The sequence below is a fragment of the Ewingella allii genome (assembly GCF_044430645.1).
Lineage (GTDB): Bacteria > Pseudomonadota > Gammaproteobacteria > Enterobacterales > Enterobacteriaceae > Ewingella > Ewingella allii.
Genome location: NZ_JAWUDN010000005.1, coordinates 255,236 through 275,474 on the forward strand (window position 1 = coordinate 255,236; position 20,239 = coordinate 275,474).

Consider the following 20,239-nt stretch of genomic DNA (forward strand, 5'->3'; position numbering starts at 1 on the left):
TCACTCTTAGAGGTAACTTCATGAAATCTTATAAAATTATGGCAGCAGTCGTTCTGGCAGGCGTATTCTCAACCAGCGCAATGGCGGCAGAGTTGATCACCAAAGAAGTGGCACAAGAGAAAGGTTTGGTTAGCCTGGGCACCATCACGACCAGCAACGAATACACTGCACCAATGGACGCGCGCGAAGAGCTGTCCAAGCAGGCTGATGAGAAAGGCGGCAAATACTTCGTGATCATCGGTGGTCAAGAGAAGAAGAAAATCAGCGCAACGGCTGAAGTCTTTAAAGACAAATAAGTTTTTAACGGCAAATAAGTTTTACGGTCTTCACGAGAAGGGTGCCCAAGGGCGCCCTTTTTTATGGCGCATTCTTCAGGTTAAGTTCGCGGGCGGGTTGTGTATCATTAGCTGACTACCCTTTATTGCAGTGGGGTTTTTGTTGCTTTGAATAATAAGGAAGCTAAACGATGAGTTTGCCGCGTGCCCATGACCTGATTTGGATTGCCGACCGTTCGGCGCTGGAAAGTGATCAAGCCTTGCCCGAGTGGGTAAGCCACTGGCGGACGCATCTGCCGCTGGTGGTGCGTCGCGGGCAGCGTGCTGATGGCGCAATCGCCGTGGGAATTCGTGGTATGACGCGCACTCAGAGGGCGATGGCCTGGGTGGCACCTTCCTCCATCGTGCGTACCGTGACGCCGGAATCGCTGGTCGCCAATCCGGTGTCATTACTGCATTCACGCTTTATTTCCCTGCCTCCAATGCAGTCGCTGATCACCTTCGCCAGCCTGAAATGGCCGTGGACATGGGGTGTGATCGGCAGCTGCGCCTACACTATGGCCAGTGATATTCCGGCGATGCACGCCGACAGCAATCTTGACTTGCTGATCCGCTGTGACCAGCCGGTATCGCCAGAGGCGTTCCGTGAGTTGAGCAACACTTTGCAGCAGCTGCCGTGCCGCACCGATGTACAAATCGTGACGCCACAGGGCGGCTTTGCGCTTAGTGAGTGGTTGCAGGGCGGCGAGGTGGAATTAGAAACGGACGCGGGCTTGGTGCAAGTCCGCGATCCGTGGCAATCGCTGAGTTAAGAGGGGATCAGCCGGTAGCTGACGGTCAGACATTTTTTGCCGTCTGCACAACTTTTGCAGCTGCCGCTGAGGCAGCTGTTATCAGGTTCAACGGCCTCCAGCTTTCTCATCGCTACCAGTTTGTCGAGCATCGCCTGCACCAGCGGCTGCGGCGCTTTCAGTTGCAGGCTCAGCTGGCGCGCATCGGCTATTCCGGCCAGTGCGACGTTATCGCGAACGGCTATCAGAGAAGTCATCTCAACTCCTTAATGGCAATCGTTAACTGCCGGCTGGCAGCAGGCGGCGACGTTGCGCGGTTTCAGCGTGACGGTCACGCGGCTGCGCATTTTGCGCAGTGCCACTAACACCAGCGCATTGAAAGCAATCACAGTAAGAATGATGCCCAGACTGCTGGCCGGATGCTGGTTAAAGGTGGCGGTCTGGAAGAACAGGGTTGCCAGCGAATAGGCCACGTTCAGCCCCCAGGCGATGGAGAAGGCCATCCATCCACGGCTGGTTTCGCGGGCGATGGCCCCCATGACCGACACACAAGGCACATACAGCAGCACGAAGATCAGGTAGCTGTAAGCTGAAATCGCCGTGCCGAATTTACTGCTCATCACGCCCATCGAGGTGGCAGCCATTTCGCCGTCGCCCTTGCTGGCTTCAATCGGGTTCGACAGTACGCTCAGGCTGAAGGTATCTTTCAGGCCCTGCCAGGTTTCGTGCACCGCGCCGTTCAATTCATCCAACAGGTTGAAGTTGGCGGCATCAAACTCCTGCGTGGTGATGTGCTCGGCGGTATATAAGGTGTTGAGCGTGCCCACCACCACTTCCTTCGCCATCGCGCCGGTAACTAACCCAACCGTCGCCTGCCAGTTATCTTCATGAACGCCCATTGGTTTCAGCAGCGGGGTTAGCACTTTACTGACGCTGGCCAGCGCCGAGTCATTAATGTTGTCCACCGCCTTGCCGCTAAAGGAGAAACTGTTCAGCGCGCCGATACAAATACTTGCGATAACAATGACTTTACCCGCGCGCAGCACAAAACCTTTCAGGCGCTGCCAGGTTTGCAGCAGCAGGCTTTTCAGATGCGGAATGTGGTAAACCGGCAGTTCCATCACGAAGGGAGAAGCTTCACCGCGCATGATGGTGTATTTCAGCACCAGGCCGGTGAGGATGGCGACCACAATGCCGAGCAGATAGAGCGAGAACACCACGGAGGCGCCGCTCTGGCCAAAGAACGCGGCGGAGAACACGGCGAAAATCGCCAGACGCGCGCCGCAGGACATAAACGGCGCCATCATGACGGTCATCAGCCTTTCGCGCGGCGCGTCCAAGGTGCGCGCGCCCATAATCGAAGGCACATTGCAGCCGAAGCCGACGATCAGCGGCACGAAGGATTTGCCCGGCAGCCCCAAGGCCTGCATCAGTCGGTCCATCACGAACGCGGCTCGCGCCATGTAGCCGGAGTCTTCGAGGAAGGAGAGGAACAGGTACATCATGCCAATTTGTGGCACCAGGGGCAGCACGGTGTTGATACCGCCGCCAATCCCCTGCGCGAGGAAAATCGTCAGCCACTGCGGGAAGTGCAGGATGAAGCCAACCCACTGCATGCCCTGAATGAAGACAGCCGCCGAGCCGATATCGAAAATCGGCTGCAGCGCGCCACCGATGTTAATCGCCAGCAGGAACATCAGGTACATCACCAGCAGGAAAATCGGTACGCCGAGGAAACGGTTGAGGATCACCCGGTCGAGAAGTTGCGTCATGCGATTCGGCGCGGTCAGGTGTGAATTACTTACCGCCTCGCACAGATTGACGATGCTCTGATAGCGCGCATCGGCGATTAGCAGCGCCGGGTCTTCATGCTGCTGGCTGACCAGTCTTTGGCGCACGGCGGGCAATAGCGCGGAGGCTTGCGGGGCGTGAGTCTGGCTATAAATGTCGCCTTCCAGCATCTGCAAGGCCAGCCAGCGGCGCTGTTGTAATGGCAGAGTGTCGGGCATGGCGTCGGCCATGGCGTCCACTTCCTGCTGTAAAACCGGCGGGTAAATCACCCGAGAGAGATCAGAGGCGGCAGGGCGGCTATCAATGCATTTTTTCAACTCGCTGATGCCGCTGGCGCGGGTGGAAATCAGCGCAATGACCGGGCAACCCAGCCGTTTTTCCAGAGCAGAAATATCAATAGTGATGTTCTGGGTCTGGGCAATATCCAGCATGTTCAGCGCCACAATGCAGGGAATGCCAAGCTCCAGCAGTTGCAGCGTTAAGTAGAGATTGCGTTCCAGATTCGAGGCATCCACCACGTTTACGATCAGGTCGGCGTCGCCGCTGAGAATGTAGTGACAGGCAATTTGCTCGTCGAGCGAGGTTTGCTCGGAGATGGTGGTGAGCGAATAGGTGCCTGGCAGATCAACCAGAGTAACCTGATGCCCGGCCGTGGAGAACTGGCCTTCTTTGCGCTCGACGGTGACGCCTGCCCAATTCCCCACGCGTTGACGTGCGCCAGTTAATTGGTTGAAAAGGGTGGTTTTACCGGAGTTCGGATTACCAATTAAGCCAATAGTCAGTGCTTTCATACGTTGATTTCTACGTGAGGGAAGAGAGCGGCGCGGGCATTAAATAAAAGCGAGCCCGCGCTGAAAAAATCATCAGGCCTGAATTTCCAGCTTTAACAGGTCGAGGTCTTTTTTGCGCACCACCAGACTGGTGCGACGGGTTTCGATTTGTACCGGATCACCCATGGGCGCTACGCGGATAATATTGAACAGAGAGCCGGGCAGCATGCCCAGTGACAGCAGTTTCTGCCGATAAGCCGGGCTGATTTCATGTGAAAAGCCGGTAATTTTATAAGCACGTTGAGAGAGTAGTTGCATAGGTCCTCGCGAAGCGTTCAGGCGGAATGGGGACGGCGATAGCGCCGTGCTTCCTTGCCCGGTTATTACCCCCTGACTGGGGTAAATCGTTGCGAAATAGGGTCTGGTTGGTGTCCGGCGAAGCCTTGCCAGACTAATTACTTTTAGAAGTAAAAATGCGAATAGTTATCATAATTAGTACGCACGAAGAGAGTTAAAAAAGGGACATTCCCTAAAAGACTCCCTTCGCGATGGGGCTATCCTATTCCTCTGTTAGGGCAGATTTATTGATTTAACTCAGTGATTACGTGATTAGTAATCATTCAAGAAGTAGGGGTATTGGCGAGAATAATAAAAAAGCCGCTGAAATTCAGCGGCTTTGAGTAAGAGCAGAAATTGGCGCTTTTAGTGCTTTTTACCAAAGGCGGCGGCGAGGGCGTCGCCCATCGCGCTGTTGCCCGCAGGCGTAGACGCCGCGCGTCCGGCCGGTTTGTTCGGCGCACCGCGCTTTTGCGCGTCACGGCCGTTGCCACCGGCAGGTGCCGCCGAACCGCCACCGCGACGAGCAGAGGTTTCGCCCGGCTGCTCGTCCAGACGCATGGTCAGGGCGATACGCTTACGCTGCAAGTCCACTTCCATCACTTTCACTTTAACGATATCGCCCGCTTTGACCACGGTGTGAGGGTCATCGACAAACTTATTCGCCAGCGAAGAGATGTGCACCAGACCGTCCTGATGTACGCCGATATCCACGAAGGCGCCGAAATTGGTCACGTTAGTCACCGAGCCTTCCAGCACCATGCCCGGCAGCAGGTCATTCATGGTTTCAACGCCGTCAGCAAAGGTCGCGGTTTTGAACTCAGGACGCGGATCGTGCCCTGGCTTTTCCAGCTCTTTGATGATGTCGGTCACCGTCGGCACGCCGAACTGCTCGTCGGTGAACTCGCTGGCTTTCAGGCCGCGCAGGGCGTTGGAGTCGCCCATCAGCTCTTTCAGCGCCAGATTGGTGGCCGCCAAAATGCGCTGCACCACCGGGTAAGTTTCCGGGTGAACGGTTGAGGCATCCAGCGGGTTATCGCCGTGGTTGATACGCAGGAAGCCCGCGCACTGTTCAAAGGCTTTTGGCCCCAGACGGCTCACTTTCAGCAGCTGCTCACGGTTGCGGAACTGGCCGTTTTCGTCGCGCCAGCTGACAATATTCTGCGCCATCATGCGCGTCAGGCCCGCGACGCGAGTCAACAACGGCACCGAGGCGGTATTCAGGTCAACGCCCACGGCGTTCACGCAGTCTTCCACCACGGCATCGAGTTTCTTCGCCAATTGGGTCTGGCTGACGTCATGCTGGTACTGGCCGACACCAATGGATTTCGGGTCGATTTTCACCAGCTCGGCCAGCGGGTCTTGCAGGCGGCGGGCAATAGAAACCGCGCCACGAATAGACACGTCGAGGTCGGGGAACTCCTGCGCCGCCAGCTCAGAGGCTGAATAGACCGACGCGCCCGCCTCGCTGACAATCACTTTCTGCGCTTTCACTTCCGGGAACTGTTTTTGCAGGTCGAGGAAGAAACGCTCGGTTTCGCGAGAAGCCGTGCCGTTGCCGATAGCCACCAGTTCAACATTGTGTTTGATGCACAGCGCCGCAACCTGCTGGGCCGCTTTCGCCGCCTGACCGGTGTGTGGGTAAACGGTGTCAATGCCGACCAGCTTGCCGGTGTTGTCGACTACCGCCACTTTCACGCCGGTGCGCAGGCCGGGGTCGAGGCCCATGGTGGCGCGCATTCCGGCCGGAGCGGCCATCAGCAGGTCGTGCATGTTGCGGGCGAAGACGTTAATCGCTTCGTCTTCGGCGCGCTCGCGCACCGTGCTCATCAGCTCGGTTTCAAGGTGCAGCAGCACTTTGATGCGCCATGTCCAGTTGACTACCGCGCGACGCCAAACGTCGGCTGGCGCATTGTTCAGGCGCAGCCCGAGGTGCTCAATGATCAGCTGTTCGGCATAGCTCTCTTTTGGCGCTTCGTCATGCTGCGGATCGGCGTTCAGCGCCAGTTGCAGCACGCCTTCGTTGCGACCACGGAACATCGCCAGCGCGCGGTGAGAAGGGACTTTGGAAATCGGTTCGTGATGGTCGAAGTAGTCGCTAAATTTCGCGCCTTCCTGCTCTTTGCCATCGACCACGCGAGAGACTAAGTGGGCATTCTTCCACAGGTAGTCGCGAACTTTGGCCAACAGGCTAGCATCTTCGGCGAAACGCTCCATTAAGATGTAGCGCGCACCGTCAAGGGCGGCTTTGATGTCGGCGACGCCTTTTTCTGCATCAACGAATTTGGCTGCGGTGGCGTCCGGCTCGTTTTGCGGCTCATTCCACAGCAGGTCGGCCAGCGGCTCGAGGCCAGCTTCAATGGCGATTTGCCCGCGAGTCCGGCGCTTAGGTTTATACGGCAGGTATAAATCTTCCAGCTCGGTTTTGCTCAGCGTGGTGTTAATCGCTTTGGCGAGGTCGTCGCTCAGTTTTCCCTGATCCTCAATGGATTTGAGAATGGTTTGGCGGCGATCTTCAAGTTCACGCAGATAGCCCAGACGGCTGTCCAACTGACGCAGTTGGGTATCATCCAACCCACCGGTGACTTCCTTACGATACCGCGCAATAAATGGCACGGTATTACCTTCATCCAGCAGACGCACCACGGAAGCAACCTGCTCCGGGCGAACCTGCAATTCAGTTGCGATAATGCGGCTCAGTTGATCATTCATAGGCTTTTCATTCGTTGAGTGACATAAAACTGGGGGACAGTTATACGTTTTGAGGGTGAAAAATGCCAGTTATCTGGCCCTTCTCACCGGCGTTTTGAGAGTCATGGAAGGTTTACGAACTCGGCGCTTGTTCATCATAGTTGATTTCATTCACATACCACATGGCTTCGCCCACCGGGGTTTGCACCACGGCGCTGTCGCCCACCTCTTTCTTCAGCAGGGCGCGGGCCATCGGCGAGTCGATAGAAATGTAATCTTTGCGGCCAAAAATTTCGTCATAGCCGACGATGCGAAAACGCTTGGTGTCGCCGTCGTCATTTTCGATATCAACCCAGGCCCCAAAGAACACTTTGCCTTTTTGCTGCGGCGAGTAATCGACAATGCGCAGTTGCTCAAGGCACTTGGTCAGATAGCGCACCCGGCGGTCAATCTCGCGCAGGCGCTTCTTATTATATTGGTAATCGGCGTTTTCACTGCGGTCGCCAAGGCTGGCAGCCCAGGTGACTTTCTTGGTCACTTCGGGCCGCTCTTCGCGCCAGAGGAAGTCCAGCTCTTGCTTAAGTTTGTTATAACCTTCGCGGGTAATCAGTTTGGTTTTCATATTCTGTTCACGAGTGAGTCTGTGCGCCAAAGGGGGATATTTTCATAGCCGGGTTGCAGGCTCAAGATTGCTAGAGCAAATTAGCCGGAAAGAGGTAAAGTGGCAATCATGCTGATTTATGTTACCGGGGGCGTGAGTAGCCGCTGAAAATTGTTGATAAATTAGGAAAAGCATAATCTTTGTAACAATTTCGACTAGAATATATACCATTAATAGCTGTCTGTTTTAGCACGAATTTCTAACAATACAGACTTCGGGTATTCATGCCTTTGGGAGTAATAAAAATGCAAGAGAATCATAAGATTCTGGTTGTTGATGACGATATGCGCCTGCGGGCTCTTTTAGAACGTTACCTGACCGAACAAGGTTTTCAGGTACGCAGCGTAGCGAACGCCGAACAGATGGATCGCTTGCTGACTCGTGAATCATTCCACCTGATGGTGCTGGATTTAATGCTTCCTGGCGAAGACGGCCTGTCCATTTGCCGCCGCCTGCGCAGCCAAAGTAACCCGATGCCAATCATTATGGTTACCGCGAAAGGTGAAGAAGTTGACCGTATCGTTGGTCTGGAAATCGGCGCCGATGACTATATTCCTAAGCCATTTAACCCGCGTGAACTGCTGGCCCGTATCCGCGCCGTGCTGCGCCGTCAGGCTAATGAACTGCCGGGCGCGCCTTCTCAAGAAGAAGCGGTGATCTCCTTCGGTAAGTTCAAACTGAACCTCGGCACCCGCGAGATGTTCCGTGAAGATGAGCCTATGCCATTGACCAGCGGCGAGTTTGCCGTGTTGAAAGCCTTGGTCAGCCATCCGCGTGAGCCATTATCTCGCGACAAGTTGATGAACTTGGCTCGTGGCCGCGAATACAGCGCCATGGAGCGTTCCATCGACGTGCAAATTTCCCGCCTGCGCCGCATGGTGGAAGAAGATCCGGCACACCCACGTTACATCCAAACCGTTTGGGGCTTGGGTTACGTCTTTGTACCGGACGGCAGTAAGGCATGAGACGAATACGCTTTTCACCGCGTAGCTCGTTTGCCCGAACCCTGCTATTGATCGTCACCTTGCTGTTCGTCAGCTTGGTGACGACCTATTTGGTCGTGCTGAATTTCGCCATTCTGCCGAGTCTGCAACAGTTCAATAAGGTCTTGGCTTACGAAGTGCGTATGCTCATGACCGATCAGTTGCAGCTGGAAGATGGCACGCTGCTGGCCGTTCCTCCTGCATTCCGCCGCGAAATCTACCGCGAGCTGGGGATTTCCCTCTATACCAACTCTGCCGCTGAAGAGAGCGGGCTGCGTTGGGCGCAACACTACGAATTTCTCAGTCAGCAAATGGCGCAGCAGCTCGGTGGCCCAACCGATGTTCGCGTCGAAGTGAACAAGAATACCCCGGTCGTGTGGCTGAAAACCTGGCTGTCGCCTGACATCTGGGTGCGCGTGCCGTTGACCGAAATTCATCAGGGCGATTTCTCCCCGCTGTTCCGCTACACCTTGGCGATTATGCTGTTAGCCATAGGCGGCGCATGGCTGTTTATCCGTATTCAAAACCGACCCTTGGTGGAACTCGAACACGCCGCATTGCAGGTGGGTAAGGGGATAATCCCGGCCCCGCTGCGCGAGTACGGCGCGTCTGAGGTGCGTTCGGTGACCCGCGCGTTCAACCAGATGGCCGCCGGCGTGAAGCAGCTTGCCGACGACCGAACCTTGCTGATGGCCGGTGTCAGCCACGACCTGCGCACGCCGTTGACCCGTATTCGTTTAGCGACGGAGATGATGAGCGACGGCGATGGCTACCTCGCGGAGTCCATCAACAAGGACATCGAAGAGTGCAATGCCATTATCGAGCAGTTCATCGATTATCTGCGCACCGGGCAGGAGTTGCAGACCGAAGAGTGCGATCTCAACTCGATTCTCGGCGAAGTGATTGCCGCCGAAAGTGGATACGAGCGTGAAATCGATAGCGATTTGGTCAGCGGCGAAGTGCTGGTCAATGTGCATCCGCTGTCTATCAAACGCGCCGTGGTGAATATGGTGGTGAACGCCGCCCGCTACGGCAACGGCTGGATAAAAGTCAGCAGCGGCAAGGAGTTGCAGCGCGGTTGGTTCCAGGTTGAAGACGACGGTCCCGGCATTGAACCAAGCCAGCTGAAGCACCTGTTCCAGCCATTTGTTCGCGGCGACAGCGCCCGCACTACCAGCGGCACCGGACTAGGTTTAGCGATTGTGCAGCGCATCATCGATGCCCACGCCGGTTCGCTAGATATCGGCCGCAGCCCGCGCGGTGGACTCCGCATTCGGGCATATCTCCCCCTGCCGGTGGAGAAGGCAGTTGTGACTTCACTTCCGCAGAAAACCGTTTGAGTTAAGGGGGTATAGCCCCTTGCTCCTCAAGCCTTAAGTTCAAATTCAAAACCGTGGGCGTCGGCCCACACCGACCAAGGGAGGCGTAAACGCGCCTCCCTTGGAACCCTGCGTTTTTTATTGCTGTGAGATCGAGGCTTCGCAGGGTTGGAATGGACGTGTTTCAGTCACCATAATGACAGCCGCGAAAAGCCGCCGCTTAGGCGGTTCCCTCGCTGCGGGATTACAACCCGCGCAAAAAAGGCGCGGTTTTCCACCTCTTGCTCGGCGTCATTTCTGAACGCGGCCTACTGGCATTTACGCCGAACCGTTTCATTCAATTCGCAAAACAAACCTGAACCTACTGAAAAGGGACGATTGAAAAGCCTCAAAAGCGCGCTCAAAAATGGCGCCGAATGAATGGTTCGAGACCAAAGGCTCGAAGCCTGAAATTCGGGAACCGCCTAAGCGGCGACATTTTGCGGTGTGAACTGAAGTGACTGAAACATGTCCCTCCAACAAGCGAAGCGCGCAGTAAAAGAGCCGGGGATTCTCAAGGGGCGCGGCGATAGGCGCCCCTTGAGGCCGGTGTGGCGGCAGCGCACGACCTTGACCTTAAGGCCGGTGTGGGCCGGTGCCCACGACCTTGACCTTCAAAATTTGCTAAAGCTTTTTAAAGCTTTGGCCCCGCAGCGACTAACCGCGCTCCCGCCTCGGTATCCGTGTACTTATCAAAGTTAGTCACGAACTGCTGTGCGAGGTCGTGGGCCTTCTCTTGCCATTGCTCGGCAGAACCGTAGGTGTTGCGCGGATCGAGGATGTGGGTGTCTACGCCCGGCAGCGCGGTGGGTACGGCGAGGTTGAAGACTGGCAGAGTGAAGGTTTCGGCGTCATCGATGGTGCCATTCAGGATGGCGTCGATGATGGCGCGGGTGTTCTGGATAGAAATGCGTTTGCCCGTGCCGTTCCAGCCGGTGTTCACCAGATAGGCTTGAGCTCCGGCAGCTTCCATACGTTTTACCAGCACTTCGGCGTACTGTGTCGGGTGCAGCATTAAGAAGGCTGCGCCGAAACAGGCGGAGAAGGTTGGGGTGGGCTCGGTGACGCCGCGCTCGGTCCCTGCCAGCTTGGCGGTGAAGCCAGAGAGGAAATGATATTGGGTCTGATCGGCAGTCAGGCGTGATACCGGCGGCAGAACGCCGAACGCGTCTGCGGTCAGGAAAATCACTTTGGTCGCGTGGCCAGCTTTGGAAACGGGCTTAACAATGTTGTGGATGTGGTAAATCGGGTAGGAAACGCGGGTGTTTTCGGTTTTGGAGTTGTCGTCGAAATCGATTTTACCGGCGGCATCTACTACCACGTTTTCCAGCAGCGCGTCGCGGGTGATGGCGCCATAAATGTCTGGCTCGGCTTCTTTGCTCAGCTTGATGGTTTTGGCGTAGCAGCCACCTTCAAAGTTGAACACGCCGTCGTCATCCCAGCCGTGCTCGTCGTCGCCAATCAGCTGGCGTTTCGGGTCGGTGGACAGAGTGGTTTTGCCGGTGCCGGACAGGCCGAAGAATACCGCCACGTCGCCTTTTTCGCCGACGTTGGCGGAACAGTGCATGGAGGCAATACCTTGCAGTGGTAGCAGGTAGTTCATCACCGAGAACATGCCTTTTTTCATCTCGCCGCCGTACCAGGAGCCGCCAATCAGCTGAATGCGCTCGGTCAGGTTGAACGCCACAAAGTTCTCAGAGTTTAGACCTTGCTGCTGCCAGTTCGGGTTGGTGCATTTCGCGCCGTTCATCACGATGAAATCAGGCTCGAAGTTTTCCAGCTCGGCGTCCGTTGGGCGGATGAACATGTTTTTCACGAAATGCGCCTGCCAAGCCACTTCGGTAATAAAGCGGACTTTCAGACGTGAATCCGCGTTGGCGCCGCAGAAGGCGTCAATGATGAACAGGCGTTTAGAAGAGAGTTGCTGAGTCACCAGCGCTTTCAGCTCGCTCCACACTTCCTGGCTGAGCGGCTTATTGTCATTCTTCCCTTTGCCCTGATCGGCCCACCAGACGGTGTCTCGAGTGGTGTCATCGCGCACAATATACTTATCTTTTGGCGAACGACCGGTAAAGATTCCGGTATCAACATTCACCGCGCCCAGCTCAGTGACTTGACCACGCTCAAAACCTTGCAGACCGGGTGCTGTCTCTTCTTTGAAGAGCAGGTCGTAATCCGGGTTATAAACAATTTCGCGGGTATCCTTGATACCGTAGGTGGCCAGTTTTTCTTTGCTGAGATGGTGGGTCGGCATGTCCCTGCTCCTAGATCGGATGGTCAAATCTGAACGGCTTTGTGGCCGCCATGTAAAATGAAATGCACTGCAATTGTAAAGATTTATGGCTTTTTATCTGCGGTTTTCTTCAAAGAATGGCATCTATGGCGGGTTTTTTGGCAGTTCTGAGAGACAGTGCACGAAGACGGTGTAACGAAAGTAAAGTAATTGAATGAAGCCGGAGCAATGTCAGACATTGCTCCGTATTTGATGGTGTTTATGGCGTTTAGTGAACGGCGCTGTCGGCGTCCGGCAGATTGCCGCTGGCTTTGTAGGTTGCCAGGTCCATGGCGTCGAACGCGTAATCGCTGCCACAGTAATCACAGTGCATTTCGATTTTGCCATCTTCTTCTAGCATCTCGAGCACTTCTTCGCCCGGCAGGGTCATCAGGGCATCTGCACAACGCTCGCGGGAGCAGGTGCAGCGGAAGCAGACGTCTTGCGGTTCGTAGACCGTCACTTCTTCCTGATGATACAGGCGGTACAGCACTTCGGTGGCTGGCAGGGTGAACAGCTCTTCCGCTTTGATGGTGGTGGTCAGCTGTGACAGGTGGCTGAACTCTTCCGGGTCAGTCTCTTGCGCAGGCAGCACTTGCAGCAGCAGGCCGCCCGCCGCGGCTTTACCCTCGGACTCGCCGGTACGAATAAAGATGCGCGTTGGCAGCTGCTCTGAACGCAGGAAGTAGTTTTCCAGACATTCCGCCAGCGTTTCGCCTTCTAAATCAACCACGCCCTGATAGCGCTCACCTTCCGTTGGGGAAATGGTGATCACCATGTAGCCGTTGCCAATCATCTGCTTCAGCGAGCTGTCGGCTGCGATATCGCCTTGCAGACGGGCCACGCCGCGCATCTCTTGTTTGTTGTTACCGTTAATAACCGCCAGCTTCAGTGGGCCATCGCCCTGAAGTTGTACGGTGATGTCGCCATCAAACTTCAGCGTGGCGGTCAGCAGGCTGGTCGCCACCAACATCTCACCCAGCAAGGTGCGAACTTCTGCCGGATAGTCGTGGCCAGCGACGATTTGCTCAAACGTCTCGCTGAGGGAAACCAGTTCACCGCGCACAGCGTGGTTTGTGAACAGGTAGCGGTGTAATTGGTCATGATTGGACATACTGTTCTCTCTACTTAAGCGACTTTCCGTTTATTCGGCATCGCCATATTTAAATTTAATCAGGTTGCGGCGCTCCTTCTTATCAGGGCGCCGATCAGGATGTGGCATGGCATTCATTTTACGCGCCTCAGAGATTTTCTCTCGGCTGGTAATGCTTAGTTCAGTTTCCTGATAAAGCTTTTGCGCCTCTTCGGCGCTTCGCCGCTGGGTTGTCAGGTCCAGAACCACGACGGTTTTTTCATCATTTCCCTGACGCAGTTTGATTTCGGCATTCACTTCAACCAGCTTACTCGGCTTGCCGCGCTGGCCGTTGTAATGCACTTTGCCGCCATCAATCATCTCACGCGCTAAGGCTCGCGTTTTGTAAAACCGCGCGGCCCACAGCCATTTGTCGAGGCGAACCCCGTTGTCATCCTCTGGCGTTTTGCCTTTCATATTTCTCCCCTAGGTCAGCAACGATCGGCTTTCCCGGCCTGTCACGGGCTGAATGGACGGCAGCAGGCTCAGGTAGTCACTGATCGAAGGATGGGCCTCAAACGCTTTGTTCGCCAGCGTAGAGTCGGGATTTTCTATACCCAGACAATAGCGGATACCAAAGGTTTTTGCCGCATTGAGGATGGGTTCTCCATCATCCACAAACAGGGTGCGCTGTGGATCAAAACCGGTTTTCTGCTGCACCGCCTGCCACAAACGCTGATCTTCCTTTGGATAACCAAATGTGTGGGTAGAAAGTAATAAATCAAGGTGCTGGTCCAAACCGGTGTGCTGGCACTTGACCTCAAGGCTGTGCGGATGGGCGTTGGTCAGCAAAATGGTCTGGCGGCCGCTGGCGCGTAAATGCTGCAAAAAGGGCAGGGTATCGTCGCGCAGGCGCGCCCTGTGGCCGACCTCGGTGGTCATCTGGTAAATATCCAGATCCAGCTTGTTGCACCAATAGTCAAAGCAGTACCAGTTCATGGTGTGCTGGACGGCGAGGTATTCGGCGTGAATATATTGCCGAGCTTCTTCGAAACTCAGGCTGCGCTGCTGGCTCAGCGCCAGTGGGACATCTTGCAGCCAAAACTGGCTGTCGAAGGCGAGATCCAACAGCGTGCCGTCCATGTCCAGCAGCAGGGTATCAATGTTATTCCAGTCAAACTCCGGTGGCATACAGGCTCCATATCTCCACGGTGAACGACTTGAGTGCCGTTGCTGGGAGAGAAATATCATAAAGGGCAGAGGAAGCGGCAGGGTAGCACATCCTTCCCTCACGCCGCCGAGGCTGGCGTGAGGGAAGTCAGGTGTTCATTGTAACCTGAAAAGATTAATTCAGCGTGTGAGGCGCGGGCGTGACGATGGTCGGATTGAAGCAGTTGTTGTAGTAGTGCTGTATGTCATTCATCCGATGTTTGTCTTTCAACATGCGTTTTGCCAACAGCACGGCGTTCACCACTAAGCAAACCACTAACAGAATCAACAACAAGCTGGTGCCTAAATAGCGCCATAGCGTCGAGATATCCGGCTCGCTGTGCAGTGAAATATGCCGCGTGCCGTTGGCATCAACGTTGATGCTGGTGATCACCCCTTGGGCAGTGAATGGCGTATGCAGCAGCATGGAAGAGAGATTCTGCAACTGTTTCCACTGGTTTAACGGGCTATAGGCATAGAGGGAAACCGGCGGGGCAGGCTGGTCGACCAACTGTTTGCCTTCATCATTGCTGATTAAGAAGCCGCCCGGCGGTGGGCTATTGAGCGCCTGTGCCGCGCGGCGTGTTTCCAGCGCGAAGAATGACGAAGTGGCGGTATTGACCAGTTCGCTCAGCGACTGGGCGCTTACCGGGCGTAGTAACACGTTCATGCCTTTCAGGGTGCCAGATTTGGCGCGCTTAACCAGCGTTGCCCAGTTGTCGGCATTGCCCAGATTAACCAGCGCGTTTTTCAGCCGCACACAATCATCGCTGTTACTGCACAATGTTTGCGTTTTCAACACGATATCTGAGAAGTCGTCCAGCAGGATCATGCCCGATTTTTCAATCGCGGTGGCGAGCTGTGGGTTGATGTTCTGCTCGGTGCCACTGTCGTTTGGATGCAGCTGAGTATTCACCGTGGTGAGCAGCGCGGTGGCAGCGTCGATGGATTCTGATTCCGGTATTGGCAGCGGCGCGGCTTCGTTCCAGTAAATGCCAGAGCAGTCAAATGGCATGAAGCTGGTCGGCGCGGCGCGGGCGCTCTCTGGCGGCACATAGCACATGCCGGTGCCCTGAACTTTTAGCGTGTCGCCAACCCGCAGCGGCGTTTTCTCCAGCGCTTGCACGCTGTTAACCTGGGTGCTCTGCGCGCCTTGCAGCCACGCGACGCTGAGTTTCAAAGGTAATCCGAGTGGGACATAAATCAGCAAAACCAGCAGTAGCACCAAGGCACTGGCGGCCAACACCAGATTCTTACCCCACTGTTGCAGCGGGAAATTTTTCACTTCGTCATGCAGCGACAGGTAACTGCCCTGACGCACCACTTGGCTGTTCATATAGACTTCAACATCGGTCGGCTGACCCAGATCGCGGGCAATGAACGGCTGCCAGTGCGGCGGATAGATCAGGTCTACCGCGCCCAAAGAAATATTGCTGATATCACCCTGTTTCGACTCGCCAAACAGGCCCCAGCGCTTAGGCTGGCCGCGCAGACAGTGGATCTCTTTGCGATGCTTGCCCAGGCGTTCAGCCAAGTAGCGCCAGCTTACCCAACCCGCCAGCACCACCGCCAGAGCCAGCGTCCACGGCAGGATCACCGCCGGTCCTACCAGCGTAATAAACAACAGCAGCATAATGGCCGAGATAGCAATGGCTTCGCGCACGCCGTTGGAGCGCGTCAGGGCGTGCTCTTCGCGGGTTTCATGGCGAACTTTGACCAACTGAATGTGTTCACTCTCTTCATGGCGAATCGAGGCGTTCTGCGGAGGAGTCGGGATAACGGAAGGGGCCGGGGCCGAGCGTTCGTAAATATGATTGACCAGCGAATGGCCGTTGAGCGAGATAACCAAGGGGACTGTCTGGGTTTTAATCAGCTCAACGTGGTTTTCTTGCGCGATGTACTGTTCCCAAAACGGCGGCAGATGCACTTCGGTCGTTTCGAGGAAATATCGCCATTTATTGGGATCTTCGCTGGCGACGCCGTAACGGGTGATCGCCCGCGTGACCGCGTAGACGTTTTCACTTTTGGCGGTGAGCGTCAGTTTATCTCGCAAAACCATCAGGTTACTGCGATGAGTAATTGGCGTTTGGCTCAGTTTTTCGTGTTGACGCAAATATTGCTCGACGGCATCTCTTTCATGCTGCGTAAGCTTGCGCTGATTGGGTTTGCTGAAATGCACGGTTGAAGATGCAGTATTGCGACGTCGGACGATAAACCAGAAGAATACGCCTGCGGCAATTGCGGTGATACACAATAAGAATAGTGTCACGATTACTGTGCTCATCCGATCCCCTGATTAAGATGATTTGTATCAACACGCTGTGAATTCATAAGTAAAAATAGTCTATCAAAACAAAGATTTAACAATGAAATCCATCAGCACAATTTAAACTGTGCTGGAAAGGATTAATTCATGGGTTGTTTTTAGCGGCTCTCTTTTGTGAGCCGAATGTGGCGTATACCGCCTACTTATCACGTAAAAACAGCCACTTTGGATCATACCAATATTCTTAACGAAGCGGGTATCGGTATAATCCTATTTTTATGCGTCGTGCTTTTTGTTAATGGGTGTTTATATAAATTGCGACGTAAATCACCTAGTTATTTCTGCGAAATTGTTCAGCTTTGTTGAGGTTGCCGAATTTATGTCGCACAAATATTGCGATGAAGGTTCGCATTAACGCACAATGCCATCAAGTGACAATGAACTGAAACCCATTGCGACACCGTGCCAGGTGAACAATAAATTGGGGAAACCATGGATAAGCACCTGCAAAAACCTGAGATTCTAAAAGTGGAGACTGTTGCCAGCTCTCGCTTATTTACTATCGAATCCGTCGATCTCTCCTTCAGTAATGGCGTGCAGCGCGTGTATGAGCGTATGCGCCCCTCTAATCGCGAAGCAGTGCTGATTGTTCCGGTTATCGGCGATGATCTGCTGCTGATTCACGAGTACGCCGTGGGTATCGACAGCTATGAGCTGGGTTTTCCAAAAGGACTGATTGATCCGGGCGAAACGGTATTTGAAGCCGCCAACCGTGAGCTGATGGAAGAGGTGGGCTACGGCGCTCATCAGTTAGAGTTTCTCTCGAAGCTGACCATGGCACCCTCTTATTTCTCCAGCCGGATGAATATCGTGATTGCCAAAGGGTTGTACCCGCAAAGTTTGGAAGGCGATGAGCCGGAGCCTTTGCCGCAAACGCGCTGGCCGATTGCCCGCATGCTGGAACTGCTGAAAGAGCCTGACTTCAATGAAGCGCGTAACGTCAGCGCGCTGTTCCTCGCTCACGATTTCCTGACGCGAAACGCGATGTAAGCCGCTACCTTTACTTAGCCGCTTTCTCCCAGCAATAGACATAAAAAAAGCCGGTCATGCATGATGCAGACCGGCTTTTTTGTTTCAGGCGTTAGGCCATTAGAACAGCTCGTGTTCCTGACCGTTGTCCATGATCGTTGTCCCCACCTCGTGCACGGCGTGCTCGGTTGGCTGGGTTCCATCGATAAAGTACTCAGGACGGCTGGCACCGCCGCCATCAGACAGTTTGCCCGTCTGCTTGTCGATAGTGACGGTCACGATGCCCGGCGGAGGCGTCTGCTTCTGCACAGGTACGCCTTCCAGCACGGCTTTCATGTAGTCATCCCACGCTGGCTGAGCACTCTTCGCGCCGCCTTCCGCCCCAGAGATCTGGTCAGGAATCGCGCCAGAAGCCGTGGTGCGGCCGAGGTCGCGACGGTGATCGTCAAAACCAATCCACACTGAGGTTACAACATCCGGGCCATAGCCAGAGAACCAGGCATCTTTCGAGCTGTTGGTTGTACCGGTTTTACCGCCAATGTCGTTACGCTTCAGGTCACGACCCGCGCGCCAGCCGGTGCCCATCCAACCTGGTTCACCAAAGATATTGGTGTTCATCGCATCGCTGATCAGGAAGGAGAGCGGGGTGCTGATCACGTGCGGCGCATACTGGTCTTCACCCGCAGGCTGTGGGCCTTCTGGGACTTGCTCCAGTTTTGGCATCGGCACGCTGTTGTTGTTATTGCCTTCGCTGGAAACCGCCACGTTTTCGACGTTGTCGTCAGATAGCACGGCTGATTTCTGCGTGTCGCCGTAAATCACCGGAATATTACAGGTGCGGCAGGCAATTTTTGGTTTCGCTTCAAACTGGACCTGACCTGACTCATCAACGATTTTGGTGATGAAGTAAGGGTCAACCAGATAACCGCCGTTGGTCAGTGCCGCATAGCCACGAACCACCTGCAACGGAGTGAAGGAAGCAGAACCCAGCGCCAGCGACTCGGAGTGAACGATGTTGGCCGCTGGGAACCCAAAGCGCAGCAGGTATTCCGCCGCGTAGTCCACGCCCATTGCACGCATCGCACGCACCATGACCACGTTCTTAGACTCACCCAGACCCTGACGCAGGCGGATCGGCCCAGCATAGGTTGGAGGGGAGTTCTTCGGACGCCAATCTTGACCGGCACCGGCATCCCAACGAGTGATAGGCATGTCGTTAAGAATGGTTGCCAGCGTCAGGCCCTTGTCCATCGCCGCGGTATACAGGAACGGCTTGATGTTCGAACCTAACTGGCGCAGAGCCTGCGTCGCACGGTTGAACTTGCTCTGGTTGAAGTCAAAACCGCCGACCAGCGCTTCAACAGCACCGGTATTCGGGTTGAGGGAGACCAGCGCCGAGTTGACATCAGGAACCTGCGCCAACCACCAAACGTCACCAACTTTACGCACCCAAATCTGCTGTCCCGGCTGCACCACGTCAGAAACTTTCTTCGGCGTCGGGCCTTGGCTGTTGTCAGTACGGTAAGGACGCGCCCAGCGCATACCGCTAAACGGCAGAGAAATCACCGCACGGTTGGCCATGGTCGCCGTTGCCTGCTCGCCGTCAACCTGAGTCACCACGGCTGGGAACAGCGGGCCGTAGACTGGCAGGGTTTTCAGTGACTGAACGATTTTCTGCTCATCCCACGGCGTTTCGCCCACTTTCCACAATTGGTTCGATGGGCCGCGATAGCCGTGGCGCATGTCATAGTTCAGCACGTTGGTGCGCACGGCCTCTTGCGCCGCCAGCTGGGTTTTCTTGGTGATGGTGGTGTAAACCATGTAGCCGTCGTTATAGGCGTTGTCGCCATAACGTTTCACCATTTCCTGACGAACCATCTCGGTCAGGTATGGGGCTGAAAACTCAATGTGCGGGGCGTGGTAATTGGCAACCAGTGGCTCAGCGCGAGCCTGATCGTACTGGGCCTGCGTGATGTATTTCTCATCCAGCATACGGGCCAGAACGGTATTACGACGGGCCAACGAGCGATCGTGAGAATAAAGCGGGTTGAAGGTTGATGGCGCTTTTGGCAGACCGGCAATCACTGCCATCTCGCTCAACGTCAGCTGATTCACCTCTTTGCCGAAATAGACCTGTGCCGCAGCGCCCACGCCGTAAGCGCGATAGCCCAGATAAATCTTGTTCAAATAAAGCTCAAGGATCTCATCCTTGTTCATCATTTGTTCAATGCGGATAGCCAGAAACGCCTCTTTGATTTTACGGGTCAAGGTGCGTTCAGGGCTTAAGAAGAAGTTACGCGCCAGCTGCTGAGTAATGGTACTCGCACCTTGGGACGCGTGGCCGGAGACCAGCGCCACGGAAGCCGCACGGAAAATACCGATAGGGTCAACGCCATGGTGCTCGTAGAAACGGCTGTCCTCCGTCGCAATAAAGGCATGCACCAGCTCCGGTGGGATCTGGTCGAGTTTCAGCGGGATACGACGTTTTTCACCGTACTGGGCGATCAAATCGCCGTCAGCACTATAAACCTGCATAGGTGTTTGCAAGCGCACGTCTTTAAGCGTGGCAACGTCAGGAAGCTGTGGCTCGATATATTTGTACAAGCCAAATATCGAGGCTGCTCCCAGCAAAATGCAACACACTGCAAGAATCAAAAAATACTTTACGAACTTCACCTGAGATTTCCCATTTAGTGGCAATTGGGCAGTTTATAAACAACCGCGCGGTAGTATAA

Annotated in this window: 16 protein-coding genes; 5 read left to right on the forward strand and 11 right to left on the reverse strand. The window is 55.0% G+C overall.

What is annotated here, in order from left to right:
• The first annotated feature begins 20 nt into the window (after positions 1-20).
• Entirely contained in the window at positions 21-296 is a 276-nt protein-coding gene (locus SBO83_RS13555) for a YdgH/BhsA/McbA-like domain containing protein (protein ID WP_034793855.1), read from the forward strand.
• A 170-nt stretch (positions 297-466) separates the two neighbouring features.
• Positions 467-1,087: a malonate decarboxylase holo-ACP synthase gene (locus tag SBO83_RS13560; protein WP_396131869.1), complete on the forward strand. Its 621-nt coding sequence runs from the start codon at positions 467-469 to the stop codon at positions 1,085-1,087.
• Here SBO83_RS13560 and SBO83_RS13565 read toward each other — a convergent pair.
• From SBO83_RS13565 to greB, 5 genes are all read right to left on the reverse strand, one after another.
• On the reverse strand, positions 1,084-1,323 hold the full coding sequence (locus tag SBO83_RS13565) for a FeoC-like transcriptional regulator (protein ID WP_396131870.1): 240 nt from the start codon (positions 1,321-1,323) through the stop codon (positions 1,084-1,086). The two genes, SBO83_RS13560 and SBO83_RS13565, sit on opposite strands and share 4 nt — an antisense overlap.
• A 9-nt stretch (positions 1,324-1,332) precedes the next feature.
• Positions 1,333-3,648 carry a Fe(2+) transporter permease subunit FeoB gene (feoB, locus tag SBO83_RS13570; RefSeq protein WP_396131871.1) on the reverse strand — a complete coding sequence of 772 codons (2,316 nt, stop codon included), beginning with the start codon at positions 3,646-3,648 and terminating at the stop codon, positions 1,333-1,335.
• Between the two features lie 72 nt (positions 3,649-3,720).
• The gene (feoA, locus tag SBO83_RS13575; RefSeq protein WP_353503610.1) at positions 3,721-3,945 is read right to left on the reverse strand and encodes a ferrous iron transporter A; all 225 of its coding nucleotides are present in this window, start codon (positions 3,943-3,945) and stop codon (positions 3,721-3,723) included.
• A gap of 384 nt (positions 3,946-4,329) precedes the next feature.
• Positions 4,330-6,675, reverse strand: coding sequence for a Tex-like N-terminal domain-containing protein (locus SBO83_RS13580; RefSeq protein WP_396131872.1), 2,346 nt, complete (start codon positions 6,673-6,675; stop codon positions 4,330-4,332).
• A gap of 112 nt (positions 6,676-6,787) precedes the next feature.
• The gene (gene greB / locus SBO83_RS13585; RefSeq protein WP_353503608.1) at positions 6,788-7,276 is read right to left on the reverse strand and encodes a transcription elongation factor GreB; all 489 of its coding nucleotides are present in this window, start codon (positions 7,274-7,276) and stop codon (positions 6,788-6,790) included.
• 284 nt (positions 7,277-7,560) lie between these two features.
• Between greB and ompR the strand changes: the two genes are divergently transcribed.
• Together ompR and envZ are read left to right on the forward strand one after the other, a co-directional pair.
• Positions 7,561-8,280 (forward strand): osmolarity response regulator transcription factor OmpR, encoded by a 720-nt coding sequence (ompR, locus tag SBO83_RS13590; RefSeq protein ID WP_009635740.1) that lies wholly within the window; start codon positions 7,561-7,563, stop codon positions 8,278-8,280.
• A complete protein-coding gene (gene envZ, locus SBO83_RS13595) occupies positions 8,277-9,638 on the forward strand; it encodes a two-component system sensor histidine kinase EnvZ (protein ID WP_396131873.1) in 1,362 nt (453 codons plus the stop codon). Before ompR ends, envZ begins: the two co-directional genes overlap by 4 nt.
• 652 nt (positions 9,639-10,290) lie before the next feature.
• Here envZ and pckA read toward each other — a convergent pair.
• From pckA to SBO83_RS13620, 5 genes are all read right to left on the reverse strand, one after another.
• Positions 10,291-11,910: a phosphoenolpyruvate carboxykinase (ATP) gene (pckA, locus tag SBO83_RS13600; protein ID WP_396131874.1), complete on the reverse strand. Its 1,620-nt coding sequence runs from the start codon at positions 11,908-11,910 to the stop codon at positions 10,291-10,293.
• Between the two features lie 247 nt (positions 11,911-12,157).
• Positions 12,158-13,042 (reverse strand): Hsp33 family molecular chaperone HslO, encoded by an 885-nt coding sequence (gene hslO, locus SBO83_RS13605; RefSeq protein ID WP_353503605.1) that lies wholly within the window; start codon positions 13,040-13,042, stop codon positions 12,158-12,160.
• A gap of 30 nt (positions 13,043-13,072) precedes the next feature.
• A complete protein-coding gene (gene hslR / locus SBO83_RS13610; RefSeq protein WP_353503604.1) occupies positions 13,073-13,477 on the reverse strand; it encodes a ribosome-associated heat shock protein Hsp15 in 405 nt (134 codons plus the stop codon).
• A gap of 9 nt (positions 13,478-13,486) precedes the next feature.
• The gene (gene yrfG / locus SBO83_RS13615; RefSeq protein ID WP_396131875.1) at positions 13,487-14,191 is read right to left on the reverse strand and encodes a GMP/IMP nucleotidase; all 705 of its coding nucleotides are present in this window, start codon (positions 14,189-14,191) and stop codon (positions 13,487-13,489) included.
• A gap of 154 nt (positions 14,192-14,345) precedes the next feature.
• Entirely contained in the window at positions 14,346-16,493 is a 2,148-nt protein-coding gene (locus tag SBO83_RS13620) for an intracellular growth attenuator family protein (protein WP_353503602.1), read from the reverse strand.
• Between the two features lie 474 nt (positions 16,494-16,967).
• On the opposite strand from SBO83_RS13620, the gene nudE reads away from it, so the two are divergent.
• Complete coding sequence (gene nudE, locus SBO83_RS13625; protein ID WP_396131876.1) at positions 16,968-17,525, forward strand: ADP compounds hydrolase NudE; 558 nt, start codon at positions 16,968-16,970, stop codon at positions 17,523-17,525.
• Between the two features lie 99 nt (positions 17,526-17,624).
• Here the strand turns inward: nudE and mrcA are convergent, their stop codons facing one another.
• Positions 17,625-20,180: a peptidoglycan glycosyltransferase/peptidoglycan DD-transpeptidase MrcA gene (gene mrcA, locus SBO83_RS13630; protein WP_396131877.1), complete on the reverse strand. Its 2,556-nt coding sequence runs from the start codon at positions 20,178-20,180 to the stop codon at positions 17,625-17,627.
• Positions 20,181-20,239: the final 59 nt, after the last annotated feature.

Coding starts and splice junctions, on each gene's coding strand:
- SBO83_RS13565 (WP_396131870.1), bottom strand. CDS start 1,323: ATGACTTCTCTGATAGCCGTTCGCGATAACGTCGCACTGGCCGGAATA.
- nudE (WP_396131876.1), top strand. CDS start 16,968: ATGGATAAGCACCTGCAAAAACCTGAGATTCTAAAAGTGGAGACTGTT.
- envZ (WP_396131873.1), top strand. CDS start 8,277: ATGAGACGAATACGCTTTTCACCGCGTAGCTCGTTTGCCCGAACCCTG.
- ompR (WP_009635740.1), top strand. CDS start 7,561: ATGCAAGAGAATCATAAGATTCTGGTTGTTGATGACGATATGCGCCTG.
- SBO83_RS13560 (WP_396131869.1), top strand. CDS start 467: ATGAGTTTGCCGCGTGCCCATGACCTGATTTGGATTGCCGACCGTTCG.
- hslR (WP_353503604.1), bottom strand. CDS start 13,477: ATGAAAGGCAAAACGCCAGAGGATGACAACGGGGTTCGCCTCGACAAA.
- SBO83_RS13555 (WP_034793855.1), top strand. CDS start 21: ATGAAATCTTATAAAATTATGGCAGCAGTCGTTCTGGCAGGCGTATTC.
- pckA (WP_396131874.1), bottom strand. CDS start 11,910: ATGCCGACCCACCATCTCAGCAAAGAAAAACTGGCCACCTACGGTATC.
- feoA (WP_353503610.1), bottom strand. CDS start 3,945: ATGCAACTACTCTCTCAACGTGCTTATAAAATTACCGGCTTTTCACAT.
- feoB (WP_396131871.1), bottom strand. CDS start 3,648: ATGAAAGCACTGACTATTGGCTTAATTGGTAATCCGAACTCCGGTAAA.
- SBO83_RS13620 (WP_353503602.1), bottom strand. CDS start 16,493: ATGAGCACAGTAATCGTGACACTATTCTTATTGTGTATCACCGCAATT.
- SBO83_RS13580 (WP_396131872.1), bottom strand. CDS start 6,675: ATGAATGATCAACTGAGCCGCATTATCGCAACTGAATTGCAGGTTCGC.
- hslO (WP_353503605.1), bottom strand. CDS start 13,042: ATGTCCAATCATGACCAATTACACCGCTACCTGTTCACAAACCACGCT.
- yrfG (WP_396131875.1), bottom strand. CDS start 14,191: ATGCCACCGGAGTTTGACTGGAATAACATTGATACCCTGCTGCTGGAC.
- greB (WP_353503608.1), bottom strand. CDS start 7,276: ATGAAAACCAAACTGATTACCCGCGAAGGTTATAACAAACTTAAGCAA.